Origin of the sequence: Nostoc sp. EspVER01 (genome assembly GCF_034530635.1) — a bacterium.
In the GTDB taxonomy this organism is placed as follows: Bacteria; Cyanobacteriota; Cyanobacteriia; order Cyanobacteriales; family Nostocaceae; genus Nostoc.
This window is the reverse complement of record NZ_JAVRCS010000038.1, coordinates 1-21,990: the sequence shown is the minus strand read 5'-3', so window position 1 is coordinate 21,990 and position 21,990 is coordinate 1. Positions and strand designations below refer to the sequence as shown.

General features: G+C 42.5%; 18 protein-coding genes. 5 read left to right on the top strand and 13 right to left on the bottom strand.

The window, feature by feature from the left end:
* Window positions 1-338 precede the first annotated feature (338 nt).
* Entirely contained in the window at window positions 339-2,387 is a 2,049-nt protein-coding gene (locus RMX69_RS24255) for a potassium channel family protein (RefSeq protein WP_322638957.1), read from the top strand.
* Between the two features lie 588 nt (window positions 2,388-2,975).
* Here the strand turns inward: RMX69_RS24255 and RMX69_RS24250 are convergent.
* Entirely contained in the window at window positions 2,976-3,878 is a 903-nt protein-coding gene (locus tag RMX69_RS24250; RefSeq protein ID WP_322638956.1) for a class I SAM-dependent methyltransferase, read from the bottom strand.
* 251 nt (window positions 3,879-4,129) lie between these two features.
* Between RMX69_RS24250 and RMX69_RS24245 the strand changes: the two genes are divergently transcribed.
* Both RMX69_RS24245 and RMX69_RS24240 read left to right on the top strand, forming a co-directional pair.
* Window positions 4,130-5,638 carry a hydroxysqualene dehydroxylase gene (locus tag RMX69_RS24245; RefSeq protein ID WP_322638974.1) on the top strand — a complete coding sequence of 503 codons (1,509 nt, stop codon included), beginning with the start codon at window positions 4,130-4,132 and terminating at the stop codon, window positions 5,636-5,638.
* 107 nt (window positions 5,639-5,745) lie between these two features.
* The gene (locus tag RMX69_RS24240) at window positions 5,746-6,099 is read left to right on the top strand and encodes a DUF6464 family protein (RefSeq protein WP_289797939.1); all 354 of its coding nucleotides are present in this window, start codon (window positions 5,746-5,748) and stop codon (window positions 6,097-6,099) included.
* A 52-nt stretch (window positions 6,100-6,151) separates the two neighbouring features.
* Here RMX69_RS24240 and fmt read toward each other — a convergent pair whose 3' ends face one another.
* Window positions 6,152-7,183 (bottom strand): methionyl-tRNA formyltransferase, encoded by a 1,032-nt coding sequence (fmt, locus tag RMX69_RS24235; protein WP_289797940.1) that lies wholly within the window; start codon window positions 7,181-7,183, stop codon window positions 6,152-6,154.
* A 1,125-nt stretch (window positions 7,184-8,308) separates the two neighbouring features.
* Between fmt and RMX69_RS24230 the strand changes: the two genes are divergently transcribed.
* Complete coding sequence (locus RMX69_RS24230; RefSeq protein ID WP_322638955.1) at window positions 8,309-9,643, top strand: hypothetical protein; 1,335 nt, start codon at window positions 8,309-8,311, stop codon at window positions 9,641-9,643.
* A 271-nt stretch (window positions 9,644-9,914) separates the two neighbouring features.
* Here RMX69_RS24230 and minE read toward each other — a convergent pair whose 3' ends face one another.
* The 7 genes from minE to RMX69_RS24195 all read right to left on the bottom strand — a co-directional run bounded on the left by minE (window position 9,915) and on the right by RMX69_RS24195 (window position 15,419).
* Entirely contained in the window at window positions 9,915-10,211 is a 297-nt protein-coding gene (gene minE, locus RMX69_RS24225; RefSeq protein WP_094350996.1) for a cell division topological specificity factor MinE, read from the bottom strand.
* 36 nt (window positions 10,212-10,247) lie between these two features.
* A complete protein-coding gene (minD, locus tag RMX69_RS24220; RefSeq protein ID WP_292737509.1) occupies window positions 10,248-11,054 on the bottom strand; it encodes a septum site-determining protein MinD in 807 nt (268 codons plus the stop codon).
* Between the two features lie 172 nt (window positions 11,055-11,226).
* Entirely contained in the window at window positions 11,227-12,267 is a 1,041-nt protein-coding gene (minC, locus tag RMX69_RS24215; protein ID WP_322638954.1) for a septum site-determining protein MinC, read from the bottom strand.
* 212 nt (window positions 12,268-12,479) lie between these two features.
* On the bottom strand, window positions 12,480-13,802 hold the full coding sequence (locus tag RMX69_RS24210) for a four-carbon acid sugar kinase family protein (RefSeq protein ID WP_322638953.1): 1,323 nt from the start codon (window positions 13,800-13,802) through the stop codon (window positions 12,480-12,482).
* 158 nt (window positions 13,803-13,960) lie between these two features.
* Window positions 13,961-14,623, bottom strand: a complete 663-nt coding sequence (locus tag RMX69_RS24205; protein WP_289797945.1) for a hypothetical protein — start codon at window positions 14,621-14,623, stop codon at window positions 13,961-13,963.
* A 40-nt stretch (window positions 14,624-14,663) separates the two neighbouring features.
* Window positions 14,664-15,161 carry a DUF29 domain-containing protein gene (locus RMX69_RS24200; protein WP_322638952.1) on the bottom strand — a complete coding sequence of 166 codons (498 nt, stop codon included), beginning with the start codon at window positions 15,159-15,161 and terminating at the stop codon, window positions 14,664-14,666.
* A 45-nt stretch (window positions 15,162-15,206) separates the two neighbouring features.
* Complete coding sequence (locus RMX69_RS24195; protein WP_322638951.1) at window positions 15,207-15,419, bottom strand: hypothetical protein; 213 nt, start codon at window positions 15,417-15,419, stop codon at window positions 15,207-15,209.
* Between the two features lie 356 nt (window positions 15,420-15,775).
* Here RMX69_RS24195 and RMX69_RS24190 point away from each other — a divergent pair, with 356 nt between their 5' ends.
* The gene (locus RMX69_RS24190) at window positions 15,776-16,675 is read left to right on the top strand and encodes a hypothetical protein (RefSeq protein WP_322638950.1); all 900 of its coding nucleotides are present in this window, start codon (window positions 15,776-15,778) and stop codon (window positions 16,673-16,675) included.
* A 73-nt stretch (window positions 16,676-16,748) separates the two neighbouring features.
* On the opposite strand, the gene RMX69_RS24185 is transcribed toward RMX69_RS24190, so the two are convergent.
* The 4 genes from RMX69_RS24185 to RMX69_RS24170 form a co-directional block, all read right to left on the bottom strand.
* Window positions 16,749-18,038: a Glu/Leu/Phe/Val dehydrogenase gene (locus tag RMX69_RS24185; RefSeq protein WP_322638949.1), complete on the bottom strand. Its 1,290-nt coding sequence runs from the start codon at window positions 18,036-18,038 to the stop codon at window positions 16,749-16,751.
* A 229-nt stretch (window positions 18,039-18,267) separates the two neighbouring features.
* Window positions 18,268-19,413 (bottom strand): beta-ketoacyl-ACP synthase, encoded by a 1,146-nt coding sequence (locus tag RMX69_RS24180; RefSeq protein ID WP_322638948.1) that lies wholly within the window; start codon window positions 19,411-19,413, stop codon window positions 18,268-18,270.
* A gap of 105 nt (window positions 19,414-19,518) precedes the next feature.
* Complete coding sequence (locus tag RMX69_RS24175) at window positions 19,519-20,319, bottom strand: peptidylprolyl isomerase (RefSeq protein WP_289797951.1); 801 nt, start codon at window positions 20,317-20,319, stop codon at window positions 19,519-19,521.
* A gap of 128 nt (window positions 20,320-20,447) precedes the next feature.
* Window positions 20,448-21,017 (bottom strand): photosystem I assembly protein Ycf4, encoded by a 570-nt coding sequence (locus RMX69_RS24170; protein ID WP_289797952.1) that lies wholly within the window; start codon window positions 21,015-21,017, stop codon window positions 20,448-20,450.
* Window positions 21,018-21,990 lie beyond the last annotated feature (973 nt).

Sequence of the window (21,990 nt, the reverse complement as noted above, 5' to 3'; positions counted from 1 at the left end):
ACATCACAATCAATCAGGAAAATCCCAAAAACTAGCCAAGCTTTCAACAAAACTCGCGTTCAGTTGGGTATCAAATATCAGAATTCGATACGGTTTGTGATCATTTGATCCTTATCTTGAAACCAACTGTTAAAATTATTGGGAATTAGGCACTTCCAAATAAAAAATCTCTAATTAACTCTTGTGGGGTGGGCGACACGAGAGCCCAGTTTATATTGCGCTCATGTTGCCCACCCCACAAGATTGGATAATTTATTTCTTGGAGTTTTCTTACCGAAGTGTAAAAATCCTTGCAAACACATACTGTTAGCAGTATCTAATGCTACCGTCAACAGAAAGTGCATCCCCCTCCTACCAGCAATCAAAAAAAACCCCAAGACCTTTTCTTAGTATGCGGACTTAAAAGTTTAGGACAACATTGCGTTGCAATCCTCAAGGAATACGATGTTAAAGTCAGCGCTATAGAGGATGTACAGCCCGAACATTGGGAAGTCCCGGAAGTACCTAACTTACTAGAAAAGTTGATTGTAGGAGACTGTCGCCAGTCAAGTGTTTTAGAGCGGGCAGGTATATGCCAGTGTCGTTCAATACTTTTAGTAACCAGAAATGAGCGGATAAATATAGAAGCTGCCTTTGCAGCACGCCGTCTTAATCCGCATGTCCGCTTGATTGTACGTTCTGACAAACAAAATTTCAACAAACTCTTGTGGGAAAATCTCGGCAATTTTGTTGCCTTTGAACCTACTCATCTTTCAGCTCACGCCTTTGCTCTGACAGCCCTTGGTTCTGAAGCTATTGGATATTTCACCTTAGAAGGGCAACTATTGCAAGTGATAAAGCACCAGGTACAAGCGAAGGATAGCTGGTGTAATGGCAAGCCAGTACATAGACTCAATCTGACAACTCGCCGCATCTTGAGCCACAAACCTGTTTCATCTAAACCACTCAAAGAATTGTTTGGCTGGAACCCAGAGGCAGAAGTGCAGGTAGGAGACACTCTAGTTTACATTGATGTGGCATACGATTTAGCTTTCTCTGAGCAACATCGACAATCTCATACCCAAAAGTGGCAGTGGCAAAAGTTTATTCAAGGCATCACAGCGAAAAATCTCAAGGATAAAATGGTGCAATTTTGGCAATCTTACTACCAAAGCCAAAATCAAATCCGGCGAATTGCAACAATCTATGCGATTACTGTACTTATCCTATGGCTTGTTGGAATAATTCTTTACCGCTTATATTATCCTGACATCACCATCCAAGAAGCTTTCTATGCAACAGCAGTTTTGCTTTTGGGAGGATACGGAGATTTATTTGGTGGTGTTGAGTTTGCAGCGCAATCAAAGCCTTCAGACGCTATCCCTTGGTGGTTGCGGTTTTTTAGCCTGGGAATGACGTTGACAGGTCAAGCTTTCGTGGGAGTATTATATGCGCTGCTGACTGATGCTCTGGTCACTTCAAGATTTCATTTTTTCAATTCCCGCCCTCCTGTACCACAACGCAACCATCTGATAATTATTGGCTTAAATCGCTTGGGGCAGAAAGTGGCTGCTCTATTGCAAGAACTCAACCAACCCTTAGTAGGAATTCATCCTACCACTCTCGACCAAGAAACTTTACCCGATATGCCCCTTATCGTTGGTAATACTAGCGAAGCACTCACTAAGGTGAATCTCTCCCATGCCAAAAGCATCATCTTAGTTGGGGACGATAACATGGAAAATCTGGAAATTGGTTTGATGGCTCATGCAATGAACCCCACCACTACCTTGATTATCCGCTCTCAAGACCGCCAATTTAGTGATAATGTCGCCCCTCTGTTTCCTTATGCTCAAGTTATATGTGGTGCGGCTTTGTCGGCAGAAGTCTTTGCTTGTGCTGCTTTTGGAGAAAATGTTCTGAGCTTGTTTCACTTGAATGAGCAAATAGTCATGGTGACGGAATACAAAATTGAAGATGGCGATACCCTGAATGGGTTGCTTTTATCTGAAATAGCATCTGGCTACAGTGTTGTACCGATTCTCTACCAAAAATATCAGCAAGACAATTACTCTTTAATGCCCTGGTATGATGTTAAGCTTGATGCTGGCGATCGCTTGATTGTTTTAGCCACAAGTAGTAGTTTGCAGCGAATTGAATGGGGTGAAATGCTGCCTCGCCAATGGAGCGTGCAGATTGAAAAAGCTCTAACTACAAATGCCATTATGTATGGCGCTGAAGAGATAGTTTTAATTACAGGATGTAGTTCTTCTGATGCAAGGCAATGGATGAATAATTTGCCTAGAGTATTGCCAATACCACTTTATAAATATCAAGCTCAACGTCTTGTGCGCGAGTTAACAAAAGTACAAGTTTTGGCGAATGTTATCTACATTGGGCAACCTTGAATCTTCCGTAACTATAAGTCATACCATTTACTGATAATGATATCATGTCCGCATAATTAGTTATGCTAACCACAGTCATTATACCCCACCCCCCCCTCCTCGCTCTTTCAAGGGCAGGCTTTTAGGCTTTCGATAAATAGTTGAGAATGTTCTCAATTATTGAACGTAGTTTTAAGTTCTCAGACAATGGTTTTGGTTTTAAAATCCCAAAAATTTGTCTAATCAAAAAAACCTGCCCCAGAAAGCCCTCCTCGCTTGCGGGGAGGGGGGGTGAGGTTCTTCGGATTTAATAAGCAATCAAGCGGACATAAGGGACTTCCAACTAAAAAAATATCCCATCGCTGTCTAGGCAGGGGAGCATACTTCTCTACGAGAGGCTGCGCCAACGACTACGCTCAGTAACCGGGGGGCAGGGGGCAGGGGGAGAAAGAAAAATATTATCTGAGTAAATTGGATAATTTATTTTCTGGAAGTCCCTAATATGATTGGAGTTCATAGGCATTTATTGTAAAAGTAAAAGCACAACAATGTTGTGCTTTTGTAGATTATTAGTATTCAGTTCATTGTGACAACCAGAGAATTGATTAATTAGTCCAGTTGAGTACTGTAGGCACTAAAACCGTAAGCCAAAGTTTCTTTTAAATTATCTGATGGCTTGAGACTTCTGTTGATAGCATTAGCAAACGGCACGGGAATCCCTTTGATGGTTTCCGGCAAAATTGCATACTCTGCTGTTGGTTCGACAATGTATTCTGGACACTTCGTTTTCATCCCAGCAGTAGCTAACATTTCTTCTATTTCAACAGCTGAGTATTGCTTGAGATAAACTGGATTTCTCACAAATGGGTTCAGCCTTCTGATAAAATTATGGATGATATGAGAAGGACAAGACTTATTGTGAAAAGAATGATTAAACACAAAAATTCCACCAGGTTTTAACACACGAGAAATATCAGCCAATAAATTTCTTAATTGGGCATCTGGGATATGCATAAAGACGCAATTAGAAATTACCAAATCTATAGAATTATCTTCTAAAGGCAATGTTTCAGCAGAAGTGCAAATCAAGTTAAATTCCGCTTCTGGGAAAAAATTGTATTCTTGTTTAACTTTGATTAGCCGCCGCAATAAAGGTTCAGAAATATCAATACCGTAATATTTCTCACATTTCAGATTTTTCGCTTTCGAGAGATGTAAAGGTGCGCGACCATAACCAGAACCAATTTCTAGAATAGAACCGACAGATTTATTCAACGGAAATTTGTTCCAAGTACCTCCAGGCGTACCAGTTAGCAGAGTGTAATCTTGTTTAATGGGTGATGTCGCGGCAATTTTTTCAATTTTTTGGGAACCATAGTATGTTTTACCAATTGCATCCCATGTTTTTTTATGTTGAGTATTAGTTAATTGTTCATAGTCGCTAGGGAAATAAATTCCATCTCGTAATTCAAAGTCATTTAGACTGGATTTTACATTTGCTAATTGAGACATTATGATTATCCTCATCAATAGTGAAGTCTGTTTTCTGTTATACTCTTAACTCAGCATTAACCGCAAGTGATTTTTACTGAACCGCTTTCCCTAAGCCTTTTTTAAAGTCTATAACTATTTTAAATTCGATGGAATGTGCGAGCAAAGCGCCTATTGCATCCAAGTGAAAACCGCTATAATGACAACCCTTGCTCGATCAAAACACAACTTCGTATACATTAGTTGATGGACTGCAACAATTGGAGGCGGCGATGGTAGGAGGGTTACAACAAAAACGTGTGGTAGTTGTAGGTGCTGGTTGGGCTGGTTTAGGAGCAACCTATCATTTGGCAAAACAAGGTTATGATGTGACACTTCTCGAAGCAGGCCCCTATCCCGGTGGATTGGTGGCAGGTTGGCAAACGGCAGCCGGAAAATCTGTTGAAGCTGGCATTCATGGGTTCTGGTATCCTTACAAAAATATTTTTTCCTTAATTAATGAATTAGAAATTAATCCTTTTACTACTTGGACTCGTTCTTCGCAATATTCGCCAGCAGGTTTGGAAGTTGAATCACCGATTTTTCAAGATTTACCGCGACTACCCTCCCCACTAGGAACTTTTCTCTACACTCAGTTTAAGCGGCTGCCACTAATTGACCGTCTCAGTGCCTTGCCTTTACTTTATGCGGTTGTTGATTTTGATAATTCCGATGCAGCTTGGCGGCGCTATGATTTTGTAACTGCCCGTGAATTGTTCAAAGACTTTAACGTTTCTGCACGACTTTACCGCGAGGCTTTTGAACCGATGTTATTAGTGGGCTTATTTGCCCCTGGCGAACAGTGTTCAGCCGCCGCAACTTTAGGGATGCTTTACTTTTTTATTCTTGCTCATCAACCCGATTTTGATGTGGTTTGGTGTCGGGGAACTGTGGGAGAAAAGATATTTCGTCCTTGGGTGGAACGTATTGAAAAAGCTGGGGCGCGAGTGTTGCCGAAGCGTCGGGTTACAGACTTAATTGTTGATAGTAATCAAGTCAAGGGTGTGGTTTGTGGTGATGAAGTAATTGAAGCAGATGCCGTAATTTTTGCCGTTGGAATCACCGGGATGAAGAAAATTGTCTCAACTAGCCCTAGCTTACAAAGTCGTGAAGAATTCCGTAATTTGAGCAATTTAGGAGCAATTGATGTTTTAGCCACGCGAATATGGTTTGACCGTAAAATTGATATTCCTCGTCCTTCTAATGCTTGTTTTGGATTCGACGCAAGTATAGGTTGGACGTTTTTTGATTTGAATGCTCTACATGATGAATATCGGGATGAGCTGGGAACAGTGATTGAAGCTGATTTTTATCATGCGAATCAGTTCCTCAATTTGAGTGATGAGGAGATTTTAGCAATCGTTCAGGGTTATTTAGCAACTTGTGTACCAGCCTTTCGGGAAGCAAAGATTATTGATAGTAGTGTAATTCGGCTACCTCAAGCGGTGACTCACTTTGCACCTGGCAGCTATCGTTATATGTTGCCCGCGAAGACAAGCTTTGAGAATGTATTTATGAGTGGGGATTGGATTGTGAACCGTCATGGTTCCTGGTCGCAGGAAAAAGCTTATGTTACTGGTTTGGAGGCAGCGAATTTGGTAGTGTCTTATTTGGGAGAAGGTCAGCCATCTGAGATTTTAGCTGTAGAAGAGGATGAAGCGCATATCCAAGTGGCGCGATCGCTCAATCAAACTTTGCGTGACTTGGGCAAATCTATCCTACCTAACTTTTGGTTGCCATAATCTTTAGGGACGCGAAGAGTGAATCAATAATTGTAATTTAAATTCGGTAAGCTAAAGAAAGCGATCGCGATACTATCCTTATAATGTAAATCAAATAACATCAGCTTATGGAGCCAGACTCTTTACCAACCGAGGTGATTCTGACTCACCCACGTGAGTCCCTCGGTAGGGTGCAACTTGATTGGACACCCCAACCCGGAAACTATCTCGATTTTGAAGGTAAAACCTACGCGGTTTTAGAGCGCCGTCATAGATATAAACTTCAAGCTGGGCGCTACCGTTTGCATAATATTGTCATTTATGTACAGTCTGCTAAACGACCATCTGAGAAAAGTTTGGTAGCGGGACGTTGGGTAATCGGTGATGCCACCTGCTGCTACAATGCTCATTCAGAACTCATTCGCTGTGCAGTCAACCCAGATGGCCCTTGCGAATCTTGCCGTTTTTATGAAAAGTCTTAGGAGTTAGGAGTGAGGAGTTAAAAGTTATTCTCCCTCATTTCCTCCATCCCCATCAGCTTCCGGCACCAAAAACTTCTCCTACAGTTAAGCGGGTACCATTAACAAAATCCCATCCCGACTGGGGACGTTTACCGGCTAGCTGAACTTCTCGCAACAGCAATAAACCTTCCCCAGTCTGGACGATCGCACCAATTCCTTTGACAATGCTCACTACAACTCCCGGTTTATCTGATACGTTTGACAAATCAGGCAATCTATTAACCAATTCTTGCAATTCTGGTGGGAGATCGCGTAGACGCGGAGCGGCTTGTCGCCAGACATCGCTTACAGAACCAAGAGGAACCGAAGCGGTGATTTTCAACAGGTTGTTACGAAAGGTAGCCGTGCAGTTAGGGTAAAAGCCTCTGATTTGATTGTGTAATTGGAGCGCGCTTTTCGACCAATCCAAAGCATAATCTTGTTTTTGAATCAGAGAGGCGTAAGTAGCTGCTAAATTATCTTGGGGAATTGGTTGAATTTCTTTACGTTCTAACTTCAACAGAGTTTCCACCAACAAATCCCCACCGATTTCTGCTAGTTTGTCGGCTAAATCTTGGGCATTATCCAGTAATCCAATCGGTGTAGTGGCTATTTGGAGCATTGCGCCGGTATCCATCCCCACATCCATCAACATGGTGGTGATCCCCGTTTCCTTTTCACCGTTATACAAACACCACTGAATCGGGGCTGCACCGCGATATTTGGGTAAAATCGAGCCATGCACATTAATGCAAGCTAATTTTGGCATCTTCAAGATTTTTGCCGATAAAATCTGTCCATAAGCGACAACAACAAACACATCTGCATCTAATTGTTTAAGTTTGGTTAAAGTTTCAGTGTCTTTTTTCACCCGTTCGGGTTGCCATACTGGTAAGTTGTGAGCAGTTGCGATCGCTTTTACTGGTGTTGGCGTAAGTTTATTTCCGCGTTCCCGGCGTTTATCTGGTTGGGTGACAACCGCTAGCACCTCAAATTCTGAATGATTCAATAATTTTTCCAAGGTGGGTACAGCAAATTGAGGTGTACCAAAAAATACAATTTTCATTAATAATTTAGTAGTTGTTAGTCGTTAGTCATTAGACTTCTTGCATCAATCAATGAGCTTTCACCCTAAATCCCTCTCCCAAGCTTGGGAGAGGGACTTTGAATTTGGCTCCCCTTCTCCCAAAATTGGGAGAAGGGGTTGGGGGATGAGGGCGAATTTTGCATTTGTGCAAGAGGTCTATTAGTTAATCGTAAGTGCGCCCCTCATAACTGACAACATTTAAGTTGCATGTTGAAACAGAATTCATTAAGCCAGCATCTAGCAGGTTTCTGTATTCAGGACGCAGTTGCAAAATACAGTTGTTAGCTGTAAATAATATTGGCTGTTTGGTGGTACAATATTTTCGTATTCATGAAACCAAAGGCTGCTTGATTAACTTAATAGTTAAGTTGACAAGGGTAAAAGCTAGTATTAGCCGCATTTGCCTCTAGTGAAACTAATCACTTAGTGGTTTTTCTTTGCGAGTCGCTAGAGCATCTACCGAGTGAATTTTGTTGTGTTCCCAATCGTCTTCCCGAAATTAACTTTAAATGTAGTTGAATTTCCGAAAAACTATTGAGTCTTCTAACTACTTCTGTAGTTTAGATAGCAATTTATAACTTTGGGTTGCTGATAGCAATATCTTCTGAGTATGATGTATTATGCGTCTGCTTTCCCAGGTTTTTAATTAACGCCTCACGTTTACCATCATGAGGGTTTGCGCTGTTATATTTAGTGTGTAACGTAGCTTATTTGCTGTGTACTAGCGATCGTTAGTACGCTCCCCGATAGCTGAGTTATCTAACTCTTGTTCGCCAGCGTCATTCCCCAAACTATATCCTAAATATTCCTTAACCAAGACTTATTTTTGGTGTGTTTGGGTATAGGAACATTATATATCGTGTAGTAATTACTGAGTTCTCAGCATATTTACTATACTCGCATATTTTTGCAAAAAAATATTCCGTACCTAATTAAGAAAAGGTGTAGACAATGATACTTAATTTTTGTAAACCTCTGCAAACTTTGAAGATATTATTTCGTCATTAGTTTTAGTTTCTTGTTATACATATAACTACCACCTGCCCCATTGCTGTTGATGTATTGCTTCTTACATAGCAATTGCCCCCTCTAGAGAGTCTACAAATGCTTAAACCCCTTTTGCTGTCAGGATGGTTCCGCACCCAACCATTTCTCAATTATGTTGTCGTTGCGATCCTAATTGCACCTTTATTAGGAGCATCGGCTCACTCGATCCCAGTAAGATCCGAAGTACATAAACTAACTTCGATGCCTGGAGAATCTGACTCTGTATCAAAGGAAATAGCTTTAGTTGGGGAACCTGAGATAGCTGAAACATTAAAAACAGATCAAATCAAATCGATAACAGAAGAATTTGACTCTGTGCCAACACAAAGTACTGCTGTTCAGGAACCGCAAGTATTACCAGAAAATAAAATTGAGTCTTCAACTGAAGTAGATAATTATCTCTCAAGCAGCGATTTAGATTTAAGTGATGTAACTGTTCCCGATTCTTTGGCAGCAGTTGAACTCGCACCATCAACAGATGTTCCTGTTAGTCAACTTAATTTAGTACGCAAACTTAAAGCTGCTAATGTCAAGTCTTTGAGGGGACAAGAAAATTATCTCTCTAGAGAAAAGTCTTTTACAGAATCATTGACAGCAACTCAAGTAGCACCAGCTATTAGAGAATCTCAATCAACCACAACGATGGAAATACCTGTTGTGGAAACAGCTAATGAGTCCCAAGCAGAACAAATAGATCCCATCAACAGTCCTCATCCGATTCCTTGGAAATGGATTACAGCAACTCAAGAAGCTATTGCTTCTAATGGTGGTTCTGGAGTACGTCACTATCGCAGCGTACCCGTGATTTCTCCAGATGGTAAATATGCTGTTTATAGTCGAGTGCAACTGGAAGTAAAACCCCAAATGTACAACAGCCGTGTCACCAGCATGATGTTTGTCCAAGATATGCACACTAAGAAATTGTGGGTGATGGCTTCAACGACTCCAGTTAGTGATCCTTTATTAAAGGTAAAGGCTGTAAAGGGGGAATCGTCAGAAGAAAATGATCCGAGCGGTAAAATTGGGGTATTAGTTCCAGTTAGCTGGTCAGAAAAAGGCGATCGCTTCTTAGCACGCAAGTTTGATGGTATATTTAACACAGGTGATTCTACAGATAGTGCAGTGATTTGGGATCGGCAAAAAAATCACGCTAACACAGTCGCTCCTGTTAGTGAGGAAGAACATGAAAAAATTGCCGTATTGTTAGGCTGGAGTAAAAGCCAACCAGATCGTGTGTTATTCCGTGCGGGGGAATTGGGCGAGGAAAACTGGCCATTAATGCAAGTTGCTAATGATGGTAAGACTATCACTACAACAGACAACGACCGCCCGATTACTTTTGGTAAAAAGGTCACAGAAATTTGGGCAGGGCCACAAGTTGCCTACCGATAGATTATAAAAAACCCTACATACTCCCGTTGTCGTCACTGCTGACAACGGGATTTTTTATCTGTGTTTTCGGAGAGTGACAGAGATTGGATATCTTCAATTTTTACTGTTTTGGTGAGACAAATTCATATTTTCAATCTGCAATATAATATTTGCCAAACCGTCTATAAAAAGTAGTTTGTAGTGGGGACTAAAGTCCTCAAGCCAGGACTTTAGTCCTGACTACGAACGAATAATTTGACTACATCATAAATAGAAATACTTAAAATTAAAGCTAGAGAGGCTTATCACCTCTTTCCCATTCAGGTATAGCACCCTTCACCCGGCGGATGGGCAAGTTGGCGATTAAAGCTGTGGTTCGTTGGTTGCTTTCTAAGGAGAACTCCAAGCCCTCTGTCTCAATTTCTACATAGCGACAGACTACATCTAGGATTTCCTTCCGCATTTTTTCCAACGTTTGAGGATCTAAGTCAGCGCGATCGTGAGCAATCACCAATTGCAGGCGACGTTTAACTTGAGTTCGACTGCTATCAGGGCCGCGAAAAAAAAGTTTTTCTAGAAGTTCAATCATTACGAATAGGTCTGGCGCGGAGACTGGAAAAGTAAGTTAGACAATCTTTGTCCTGAACAACCTTCGTAGGCGGGCGAAGATGCTGTCTTGGGACGAGTCGATCTCCAGAAATTCGACACTTTCCCCTTCTAATCTACGAGCAATGTTCTCAAAGGCTGTGGCAGCTAAAGATGGATTTTCCGCTAACACTAAGGGTTCGCCGCGATTGGTAGATACAATAACACGCTCGTCGTCAGGGATTACCCCGATCAAGGGAATGGCGAGAAGTTCTTGAACATCTTGCACTGACATCATATCATTTGCTTGCACCATTGAGGGTCTGATGCGGTTAATTATTAAATGAACACGCTTGATACCTTGTGCTTCTAGTAACCCCACTACTCGGTCAGCGTCACGAACTGAGGAAATTTCGGGTGTGCTGACAACTAGCGCTTCTTTGGCCGGGCCGATCGCATTTTTAAACCCATTTTCAATCCCGGCAGGGCTATCAATAATCACATACTGATATTTTTGTGCTAGTGCATTCACCAATAACTTCATCTGTTCGGGTGTGACTGCATCTTTAGAGCGATTTTGGGCTGCCGGCAGGAGTACGAGATTGGGTTGGCGTTTATCTTTCACCAAGGCTTGTTCTAATCGACACTCTCTGGCTAAAACTTCTACCGCAGTATAAACGATGCGGTTTTCCAGCCCTAAGAGCAAATCCAAATTTCTCAGACCAAAATCCGCATCAACCAAAGCAACTTGACGCCCCATTTTGGCTAAAGCCATACCCAAATTTGCTGAAACTGTGGTTTTACCCACTCCTCCTTTACCGGAGGTAATCACAATAATGCGAGTCATGATAGAAATGCGGTCAATGAGGGTTCAGGAAATATAAAACAGTAAATTGCAGTATAAAGTATGAAGTATCGTATCAAGTATGAAGAAATATCTGTTCTCCCTGATGAGGGCGAGGCATGAATATTTGTCTTATTTCATCCTTACCTATATACTTCATTCTTTAAGTAAATATTTATGGCTCTTGATTGCTTTTGGTAAATTGGTTTCTAGAAAAATCAGTTGCCCTAGCGATCCGAATTCCTTGGGGCGTAATATGTGCCACCTCTGGAGAAAACTGCATTGGCGGTTTTTCTGGTGCTCTAGCGACAGCATCTGCAATCCGCAGTTGGGTTGGTTCCATTTGCAAGGCCATAATCAGACACTCACTATTGCCTCCAGCCCCAGCATGAGCGATTCCACGCAGACGACCCCAGATAATAATATCTCCATCTGCAATTACAATACCACCTGGGTTTAAATCTCCCAAGAGAATTACTGTCCCAGGATGACGAATTTCTACTCCAGAGCGGACTGTCATTTCTAAATACAGGGCATCTTCTTGGGGGATCGCTGTAGCTGTTGGCTCTGTACTCAGGGAAGTTACGGGCTGTAATTGTTCTACTGAATACCCAGATGTGACAGCAGCGATCGCAGTTTGCCGCCGACTCGTCGAGACAGATATCAGTCGGAGTTGGACTTCACTCAAAGCTTCGGCGAGTTCTTGGAGTTGTCTGGTATCTACCAAACGGTCTTGTGCCATTAAATGCACAGGTGTATTAGATACCCGGAAGCGATCGCCTGCACTCAGACGTTGCCTGATTTGCTGCCAAATATCAGACCAAGTAAGTTCTGAGGCAGATACTTGAGATTCTGAAGGCAAAATTAATAAAAGTCGTCCCTCCTTACTTTTTAACTGGACTTGACTATTGTCATTTACACGATGCCCTGGTAATGCTAACTCATCAGGATTTAAGTCAGTCAGGATAAAATCCGATCCGGCATCAGGACTTGACTCTACATCTGGGTTAGCAGGATTTGACTCTACATTTCCAAGAACAGTATTTGATTTTAAATAAAGAAGGACAGATTTTAACTCCGCATCCGGGAGGATAGAATCTGACTCTACATCAGAAATAGTAGGATTTACCTCTACCTCTGAAAGGATAGAGTTTGATTCTGCATTAGGAAGTGCAGAATTTGACTTTAGATTGGGAATCGCAGAATCAGAAGTCATGCAGTACTAGCCAAAAGACAACAGATTTTCAATTTTGGGTCGCACCTTTGGTGCGCTGACAGCGCAACTGGGATTTTGGATTTGTGTCACTCACACAACGACCGACTCAGTGACCACAAGGGGTGTTGGCGTAGCGGAATATTAGTCCGACATTAACCAAAAAACTCTTTAATCTAAAATCGTTCGACTGAGCGTAGCCGAAGTCTAAAATCTCAAATTGGCATCGTCAACCTCTGATAAACTGTCCCCAAGGCATCAGCATCGCCGACATTACCTGGAAACAGCACCACAGGCAAATCAGGAAACTGGGGATGATCGGATGACGTTAACACCATTGAACAACCAGCTAAAATTTGACCGAGTAAACGGGCTGAAGTTAAAGCTAGTCCAGTACTCAAGACATCGTTTGAGGTAATGCCACCCTTGCTGATTAAGAATCCTATATCAGATGGTAAACCGCGCACAATATCCATTAATAAACTTGAAACTTTTTCCCCAAACTCCAATCGTGTCTTGACATCTTTAAAATTTAGTTCCTGACGGCTAGTATAAACCACTGGTGTTTTGCCAGCTTCGTGTGCCGCCCGTGTGCTTTCTTGGATTTCACTTAATAATGCCGCAGATTGATTTGTCTCATCAAGTAATCGCGCCACATTCACTTCGATTCCTACAGTTCCTTCTACTTGCAACAGCGCCTCTAATTGCTGGGTAGTCTTTTTCACATGGGAACCAACAATCACCGCACCTGGTTTGCCTTGGCGCACATACTGCGCCATGTTTTCGGCGGCAATGGGTTGGGGTGGTAAAGCAGCTAAAGCCGTTAAAATGCTTGCTGCACTGCGAAATAGAAAGCGTTTGCCTTGACTTGCAGCTGCTAATATATCGACTGCAAAGCGGTTGAGATCGGCTTGAGTTTCACCATCTACAACAGCGCACTGATTACCTTTAAATTGTAACAATCGTTCCAAACTACCAGCGCGAATATCGGCCAGGAGAAACCTTTCTACAACTTCGGCACTAATTCGTCCTTGAGTCTTTTCTTCAACATACTTGGGTAAGTAACTGTGATGGTAGCTGAAGACTGAATCACGGGCAAATTCAGTTTCATGGACTGGGGTGGGTACACCGCCAATAATCAAGTAATGCACGCTATCGCGGGTGATGCGTCCCCCCTCAAAAAATGCTGGTACGAGAAAATGAGCATCAAAGGGGCCAAGTTCTTGGGCGATCGCATCTGTTTCAATCGGATAATGTCCCCGCAAAGTAGAATCAGAACGGCTGACAATTAGAAAATCGTCAATTTCTTCAGCCTTCAAAGCGATTTTCAGGTTCTGGCAAACTTCTTTGATGACAGATGCCGCTGACTCTGGCGTTAGCGCTCTAGTATTAGTCAACACAAAGAAAATCGGCGAATCATCCTGCAACCCACGGCGTAAAGTCTCCACATCCCAGTGCATTAGCAGCAAGCAGCTGTGGACTGTTTGAGAACCTGTAGGGTCATCATCCAGGACAATTATTTTGGGTTTGTTGCTCATTTAAGTCAACGGGGCGATTGTTTTCTGGGAAAGTGTTGGGCGAGTAGAAATCACTATTACACAAAGCTTAATTCACGGAGGTGGACTATCAAAATCAAGGGTTTTCTAACCTGTGGAGGCAGGTAAAGTCTCGTGTAGCCACTTTTACAAACATTCTCTTAGCCTTTCTGCAATTTTCTGATTTCTGCTTGCACATCGATCGCAATTTGCAATGATTGATTTAGCAGTTGAGCATATTCGCCTGCTTGACTACTAACTTCTAAAGCTCGCAGACTGGCTAAATTATTCACAAATAACTCTTGGTTATTAGCAAGCAATTTTTTATTATCCCGCAAAATTCGTTCCGTTTTCAGAGCGCGGACTAAATCTTCTCTAATTAGTTGTAGGGCGGAGGTTACTTTATCTCGATCGTGGATACTGCTTTCTATGTTTCCTGATGCTGCCAATTGGTCATTGATATCGATGGCAGCAACCAGGTCATGATATTTATCAACTTCGTCTAAAAGTATTGTCAGTCCTTCAGGACAGGTTAATTGTCGCCATAGCCATCGCCCCACTAATATCGGCATTGGCACTAAAATTAGTAAAAGAATTCCTAGTCGAATTGAAGAACCAATAGTTGGCAGAATAATAAACGCGTAAACAAAGCCCACAATGATTGGCGTTAGTGCCAGCGTCACCAGCATTTCACTGATAAAAAACCCTAATCGCTTTTTGCCATCTCGCAAAACCGAGGGTCGAAAAACGTCTTCTGGATCGAACCCAGTCAAACGTCTTAGTTCACCCTTACTAATTTCCAAGCCTATTAAGTCCGGCTGCACGTCTGCATACTCCTATGGAAACCCAAGTTGCGTATTCATTTTAATCGGGTTTACCGTGATGATTGTGGTTATATTCAGGAAACCAATTTTCATCTAAGATTTGTTCTAAAGAGCCAATTGGTATAGAGGGGAATATGTCAATGGCAAGTTGAGAGCGATCGCTTGCTTCTGTCCTTGCATCTTGATAACATTCATCAAATATTTCTAAAATGTAAGGTTTTAAGCTAGGACTATCTTTAAGAGATTTTTTAATCTCTCTACGAAAAGTCCTAATTTCCCCTTTCCAATGTCCTTGATTACGTTCTCGTTCTTCATCCCAACACTTGAGTTTTAGTAGATGTTGAAGAAGCTTAATTAATAAACTTTCAATTGTTCGCTTCTCCCTTCTACCCATAGTTTCTAACTCTTCTAACAAATTCTCCAAATCAACAGCAGAAAACTGTCCAGTGCGAAGTTGGTTTATGGTTGTCCTCAGCCACAGGTAATAATCTTCGTCGTATAAGGTTTGAGTTACTGGTTGGATTATTGGTTTAACCATACACTAGCCGCATTCGTAGTATTTTTTTAATTTAGCCAGATCGACTTAGGGTAAACGCCAACTCAGTGTCACTTGCACTTGTCCATCAGGCACAGTTGACATTTCCCATGCACCATCTGGAAGTTCAGAAGCGTAGGCGTAGCCCGCCGCAGGCATCGCATTCATCATCTTACTGCCATAGCCACCTTTGGGACGTTCACAAGCGGTATGGTTGAGGGTTGAGGCATTGTTGGCGATCGCTCTTTTTGAATGAACCAAAAACTAAGAGCGATCGCACTTCCTAGTATATTCAGATCCCCGACTTCTCTAAGAAGTCGGGGATCTTGGGGTGGAACGGCGCAAAGCTTTTTTAGAGGGGGTTGAAAGTGCGCTGAATGGAGAATTGAAACTGCCTAGAGAGTTACGTCAAGAATTAAATTTGAACAAGAAAGAGTTGGAAATTCTCAAACTCTTATGTTAAGAATCCTTAACAGATCAAGCGATCGCTCATCGTCTTCACATATCGCTCAGGGCTGTTCAAAATCATATCCAACACCTCAAAGTAAAATTAGGTATCGATGAAGTTGAGCAAAAAGATATCAATTCCCGCATCGCCTTATGTATGACAGCGTAGTATGACCGCAGAACAAGGATTAATAATTTTTGATACTGCAACTGCATCCTCACAGATAAGTACAAAACTGAATTATCGACCGCAAGCCGCCGATACCAGCATCGAAGCCGATACTTATCTGTTTATCCAGTTGCAAAAACTCTCACTTGCACAACGGATAAAAATGTTCGCGGCTCATGAACGTGGGATAAAAAAACTTTGTCTTGCAGGGATTAAATCACGACATCGCGGTGTTTCTCAGGAAGAAATTCGTTGTATATTTGCCCGTGCTGTGTTGGCAGAAAAATTTTCTCCAAACTTCCAATCAATTGGTATTGATGAAAGTATGTGGATTCAAGATTCCATCTCACTAGCAGGTGAACTACACCGAATTTTTGAGTCAATAAATATACCTTATTACGTTAGTGGAGGTGTTGCTAGTTCAATTCACGGGGAACCTCGCTCGACTCGCGATTTAGATTTAGTGATTTCAGTTCAACCTGACCAAATCGATTTGTTGGTAACGACACTTGAAACAGCTGGATACTATTGTCCAGCAGGAGCGGTTGAAGATTTGAAGCGAGGATACGAGCGAATGCTTAACATCACACATACCGAAACCATAGCTAACGCTGACCTTTACATTACTGATAGTTCACCATTTGCACTATCGCAGATGGCACGTCGGATATTACCCGATTTAGATGGGATACCTCAATTTTGGTTGGCTTCGCCAGAGGATACGATTTTACAGAAGTTATGGTGGAGGCAAAGTAGTCAATCTGAAAAACAGTGGCGTGATGTATTGGGGATACTCAAATTGCAAGCACAAAGTTTAGACTATACCTACCTTATAGAGTGGGCGGAAAGTTTAAATTTGGTTGATACGTTGAGTCGGGCATTGACTGAGGCTGGGATTTAACAAAACAGAATTCAGAATTTAGAATTCAATTCTGAATTCTGCATTATTCTTCAATCAAAAACTTTCGTCAATCTTAAGGGTAAAGACCTCTGTCAGTCAGTGCCTGAGCCACTCTACCTACCCCCAGTGTATAAGCCGCTAACCTTAAAGAAATTTGGCGCACCTCCGACTGATGAATTACCTTACGGTATGCTTGCACCATCAAATGTTCCATTTCGCGGTTGACGCGCTCTTCATCCCAAAATACGTAAGAAAGACCCTGCACCCACTCTAAATAACTGACTACTACACCGCCAGCATTCGCCAAGATGTCCGGTAGCACTGTCACACCCCGTGCCTCTAACGCCAAATTAGCCTCAAGAGTAACCGGGCCGTTAGCCGCTTCTGCCACAATCTGCGCCTGCACTTGGTTCACATTTTCTTCAGTGATTTGGTTCTCCAAAGCCGCTGGTATTAAGACATCGCAGGGTAAAGTTAATAAATCTGCATTGCTAATTGGTACAGATTGCGGGAAACCCACAATACTCTTACGATTTTCAGCCGCGTAGACCTTTAACTTGGGAATATCAAGACCAACTTCAGAGAATATGCCCCCAGCACCAGTTGAAACAGCGATGATTTTCGCACCTGCTTCATATAGTAATTCTGCTGCGGCACAGCCGACGTTACCGAAACCTTGAATAGCTACTCGCACTCCTGCTAAGGATTTACCTTTATCTGCTAGCGCCTCACGGACAATAATCATCGTGCCACGTCCGGTTGCCATTTCCCGTCCCAGAGAACCACCAATCGAAAGGGGTTTCCCAGTTACAACTCCTGGTACAGCATTGCCGACATTCACAGAGTAAGTGTCCATCATCCAAGCCATTTCACGGGCAGAAGTACCCATATCTGGCGCAGGAATATCTACGGAAGGCCCAATATCTTTAATCAACTCGCTGATATAACGGCGACTGATTCGCTCTAATTCGCCAACACTATAGCGTTTGGGATCTATAGCAATGCCACCCTTCCCACCACCGTAAGGAATACCTAACAAGGCACATTTCCAGGTCATCAGCATTGCTAGAGCGGATACTTCCCGCAATGTCACAGCCGGATGGTAACGGATTCCCCCCTTGTATGGGCCTAAGACATCACAGTGCTGTACCCGATGTCCAGCGAGAACTTGTATTTCCCCATCATCTAGTTTCACGGGAATGGAAACCGTGACAACCTTACGCGGGTGGCTGAGAATTTCCACCAAACCCTGATTTAAATTTAATTCTTTAGCTGCCGCTTCTAAGTAACTACAGGCTTGGTCAAAGGGGCATATATGTGCTGGAGAAGCAGGTTCTGACAGCAACGAGGATTTTGAAATCATAAATTTTCTCCTAATCACGGTATCTTTGCGAACCGGATATCATCTGTACCTAAGCTTATCCTTTTTTTTTGGAAAAACAAGTTTTCTGTAGTTTTTGTTACAGTTTTATATTTTATATTCTGATATGTAAAAATTCTTCAAAAATCACCTTTCCTAAAGACGCGCAGCTGTGTGTACCTTAATAAAAATTAATATATTATGTTGGTCAGATAGTTAAACCCACAAGTTTTTACCTTGCTAAGGCGATCGCGGCATTCTGTCCCCCAAAGCCAAAACTCAAACATAATACCTGACGAATTCTACTGAGACGTGCTGCTGTAACTAAATCCAAATTAAACCCTGGCTGCCGCAATCCCACACAAGGCGGTAATATTTGATGCCTTAATGCCATGAGAGAAAAAGCTACTCCTATTGCTCCAGATGCCCCTAGTGCATGACCTGTGCTTCCCTTGGTGGAACTAACTGCCACACCTTGGGAAAACATACGCTGGATTACGATACTCTCCATTTGGTCATTTAACTGGGTAGCTGTGCCATGAGCATGAATGTAATCGATATCGCCTGGTAATAGACAACTACGTTCTAGACATTGTTTGATGGCAGCGATCGCACTTTTCCCTTCTGGTTCTGGTGAATTACTATGATATGCATCGTTAGTTAAGCCAAAACCGAGAATTTCACCATACACTTTTGCTTGACGCTGCTTTGCAAACTCTGCTGATTCTAAGACAAACACAGCTGCGCCTTCACCCAACACTAAGCCTTCCCGATGAAAATCAAAGGGATAAGCCCCAGTTTTCGCCAAAGCACCCATCTGCTGAAACCCAGCTAAAGTTAAGGGTGTAATTGGTGCTTCCACTGCACCTGCGATCGCTTGTTGACATTGCCCAGTTTGGATAAGCATAGCAGCTTGGGCAATAGACCAAATTCCAGTCGCACAAGCTGCCATCGGTGCTAAAACTATACCTGATGCACCGATTTGTCTTGCAGCTGCGATCGCATTGATATGAGGTAATGTATTTAGCCAATTTCCCAAAGAGGATACAGGAAAATTTTTCGCGTCACTATACATTTGCCGCGCTAGCATTTCCCAAGACGCTTGATAAGAGCGACTCGATCCAATAACTACAGCACAATCAGCTAAAGGTGCAACTAACCCAGAATCTTGTAAAGCAGAAGCAACAACCATCCGAGTTAACATTGTCAACTCAGATGGTTGTTGAGCAATCAAACCTAGAGGAAATGGTGTAAATGCTGGAAATGGTTGATGTAACCGAATTCCAGATTTACCTGCGATTAAATTTTGCCAGCTATCCTCTAAGCTTCCACCCAAGGCAGAAACTAGACCAATACCAGTAACAACAATTTTGACCAATTTATGAGTTAGGAGTTAAAAGTGAGGAGTTAAGAGTTAAGAGTTTTTTTACTACCTTCCTCGCCCCCCTGCTCCCCTGCTCCCCTGCTCCTCTGCCTCTTCCTCCTACTGTCCTGGTGTTTTCAGATTTTCAGCACCTTGAGTAACTTTAGCGGAGTCAATGCGATCGCCTTGCTGAATTTTGTTTACTACATCGAAGCCTTGAGTGACATTGCCAAATACGGCGTAGTTACCATCCAAAAATGCTAGATCCGCTAAAGTAAAGTAAAACTGGGCAGAAGCGGAATCTGGTGATTGCGATCGCGCCATCGCTACTGCACCCTGTTTATGGGGCAATACGACAGCTTGAGCAGTAGCATCAAATGGTTTATTGTAAATCGGAGTATCTGAACCTTTGGGCTTAACTTCTAAAGGTATATAACGAGCATTTCCCGTTTTTGGGTCAATATAGCTACCTGTTCCCAGTCTATCTGCTGGAACTTTTGGGTCTTTGCTTTGCGGATCACCCCCTTGAACTACAAACGGTTGGGGTTCGCGCACAACTCGATGGAAAGCTAAACCATCGTACACACCCTTTTGCACTAAATCTACGAAGTTGCCAGCTGTGATTGGGGCATTAGTGCCGTCTACTTCGATAGTAATCGGCGAACCTTTAACCGTAATTACCACAGTAGCCTTGCCTTCTAGTCTTGGTAAATCTGTTATTCCAGGAATACTCTCACTAATAGTTTGAGATACAGAAGTTGCTTCAGTAGTTGCCTTGGTGCTTGCCTCGCTTGTTGCCGAGGTAGCAGTCGAGTTTGGAGAAGAGCTATTAGAAGCGACTTGCTGTGTTGAACATCCTCCCAACATCAAGGCACTAATAACCACAAGAGAAAGCAAAAATTGTGAAATTTTTAACCGCATTGCCTGTTACCGATTTAACCAGAGTATCTTATCGTTTTCAGGGGCATTGGGATTAGGGGAGAGGTGACAGCTAACAGGTGATAGGGAATAATCTGTACCCTGTAACCTCTACCCTATACCCTAATTTCTTAAAGTCCTTCTAACGACACTCCCAAAAAGCGGGCTAACTTTGCGCCTTCTGTTTCCAACTCTGTTAAAGATAAGGGTTGTCCAACCCGTGTTAAGGGTATATCTCGCCGTCCCTTAATGCGTAGATAGAGGGCGCGACGGGGGTTAAGACCTTCTTTTACGTCTATTAGTACAGATTGGACATCTTCTATGCGGCTATCAATCTGAATTCGGCGGTTTTTACCAGGAAACCCCCAGCGGAAGATTTTGATTGCGCCAGTTTCCTGATTAAATTCGTTGTAACCGCCTCCAACATCCAATAAAATCACTAGCCACAGGTATGTGGCTAATAGCAAGCCAGCAGCACCATATAACCCCATCACTAATCCTTGGGGGACGAATACCAGTTGAGTGGGATCGGAAACTATGAGTAAATTAACTTTTAAATAACTGGATATTCCAGACAATAAAAAGCCGCTTGCTCCCAAGGTAACGATAGTTGCCCACCAGTAGTTACTGAACCGACGAGAACCGAGAACATTTTGGTGCAGGAGGCGATCGCCTTTGTTAATCGTTGTTGATGTCGTCATTGAACTACCATTGCCCGTGAGATACTCGCTGTCATATACTCGCACACTGAATGCTTTTGCATAGAGTGGTGGGTTCCTGTGCCAATCCGGCTATTGCTTAGGAGGCACCCAGAGCTATGTTTGAAGTCCACGGGAACCCTGCCGCAGACTATAAATTTTTCACTTTGTACCTTACAAATTTTACTGTCCCGGATAATGCTGGCTTACTTGTACTACGGGACAAACCACTGAGGCTATTTGTATTAGTCAAGATATGCCAACTTCCTTTCTCCTTGTCTAACGTTTCACATAGGTTTTCCAGAGGTGTATCAACGACCGTGGCGGCGAAGTGACTATCCGCATTTTACCAAACATCGTTGACAAAAACTCAACTGCGCCCTTCCATGTTCCTGCTACCGATATAATTTTTTAGGGAATGTTGTACTATTTTTTTACTCAATGGCTGATAAAAATTCTTTCTCCCTGCCATTCTGCCCCCCTTATTCCCTGCTACCCTCTCTCTGCCTCTTTTTGACCTCTTGAAATGAGTTACCTACCTACGTCTATCTACATTAAATTTTTTCAGATTTCTGAGAAAAGTTGTGTCAAATTGTAAAATTTCTGATATTCATATTATTTATAAGGTTCGTGTTTCATGCCTAATTTGCTTCTGTGTATCAGGCAAAAACCCTGAGTAGTGTGATAAGTTAAGAATCATTAAGTTACCACAAGCTAGATTACTAGCCGATGGTACGTGTAATGTCATAACCCTGAGAAATAATGACTTAACTAGTCAGTAAGCTCTCAGAATCTCAGTTACTTAAAAGCAGTTGAGATTGTCAAAAAAAACGTTAATTCCTCATGGCAGTCGGTTACATTGGCTTTCCGTAATGCCCTCGAAACGTTGCAATTTTAGTAAAAACAGAGGATTTTAGTCCGATGACCATCGCAGTTGGACGCGCCCCTAGTAGAGGGTGGTTTGACGTTCTCGACG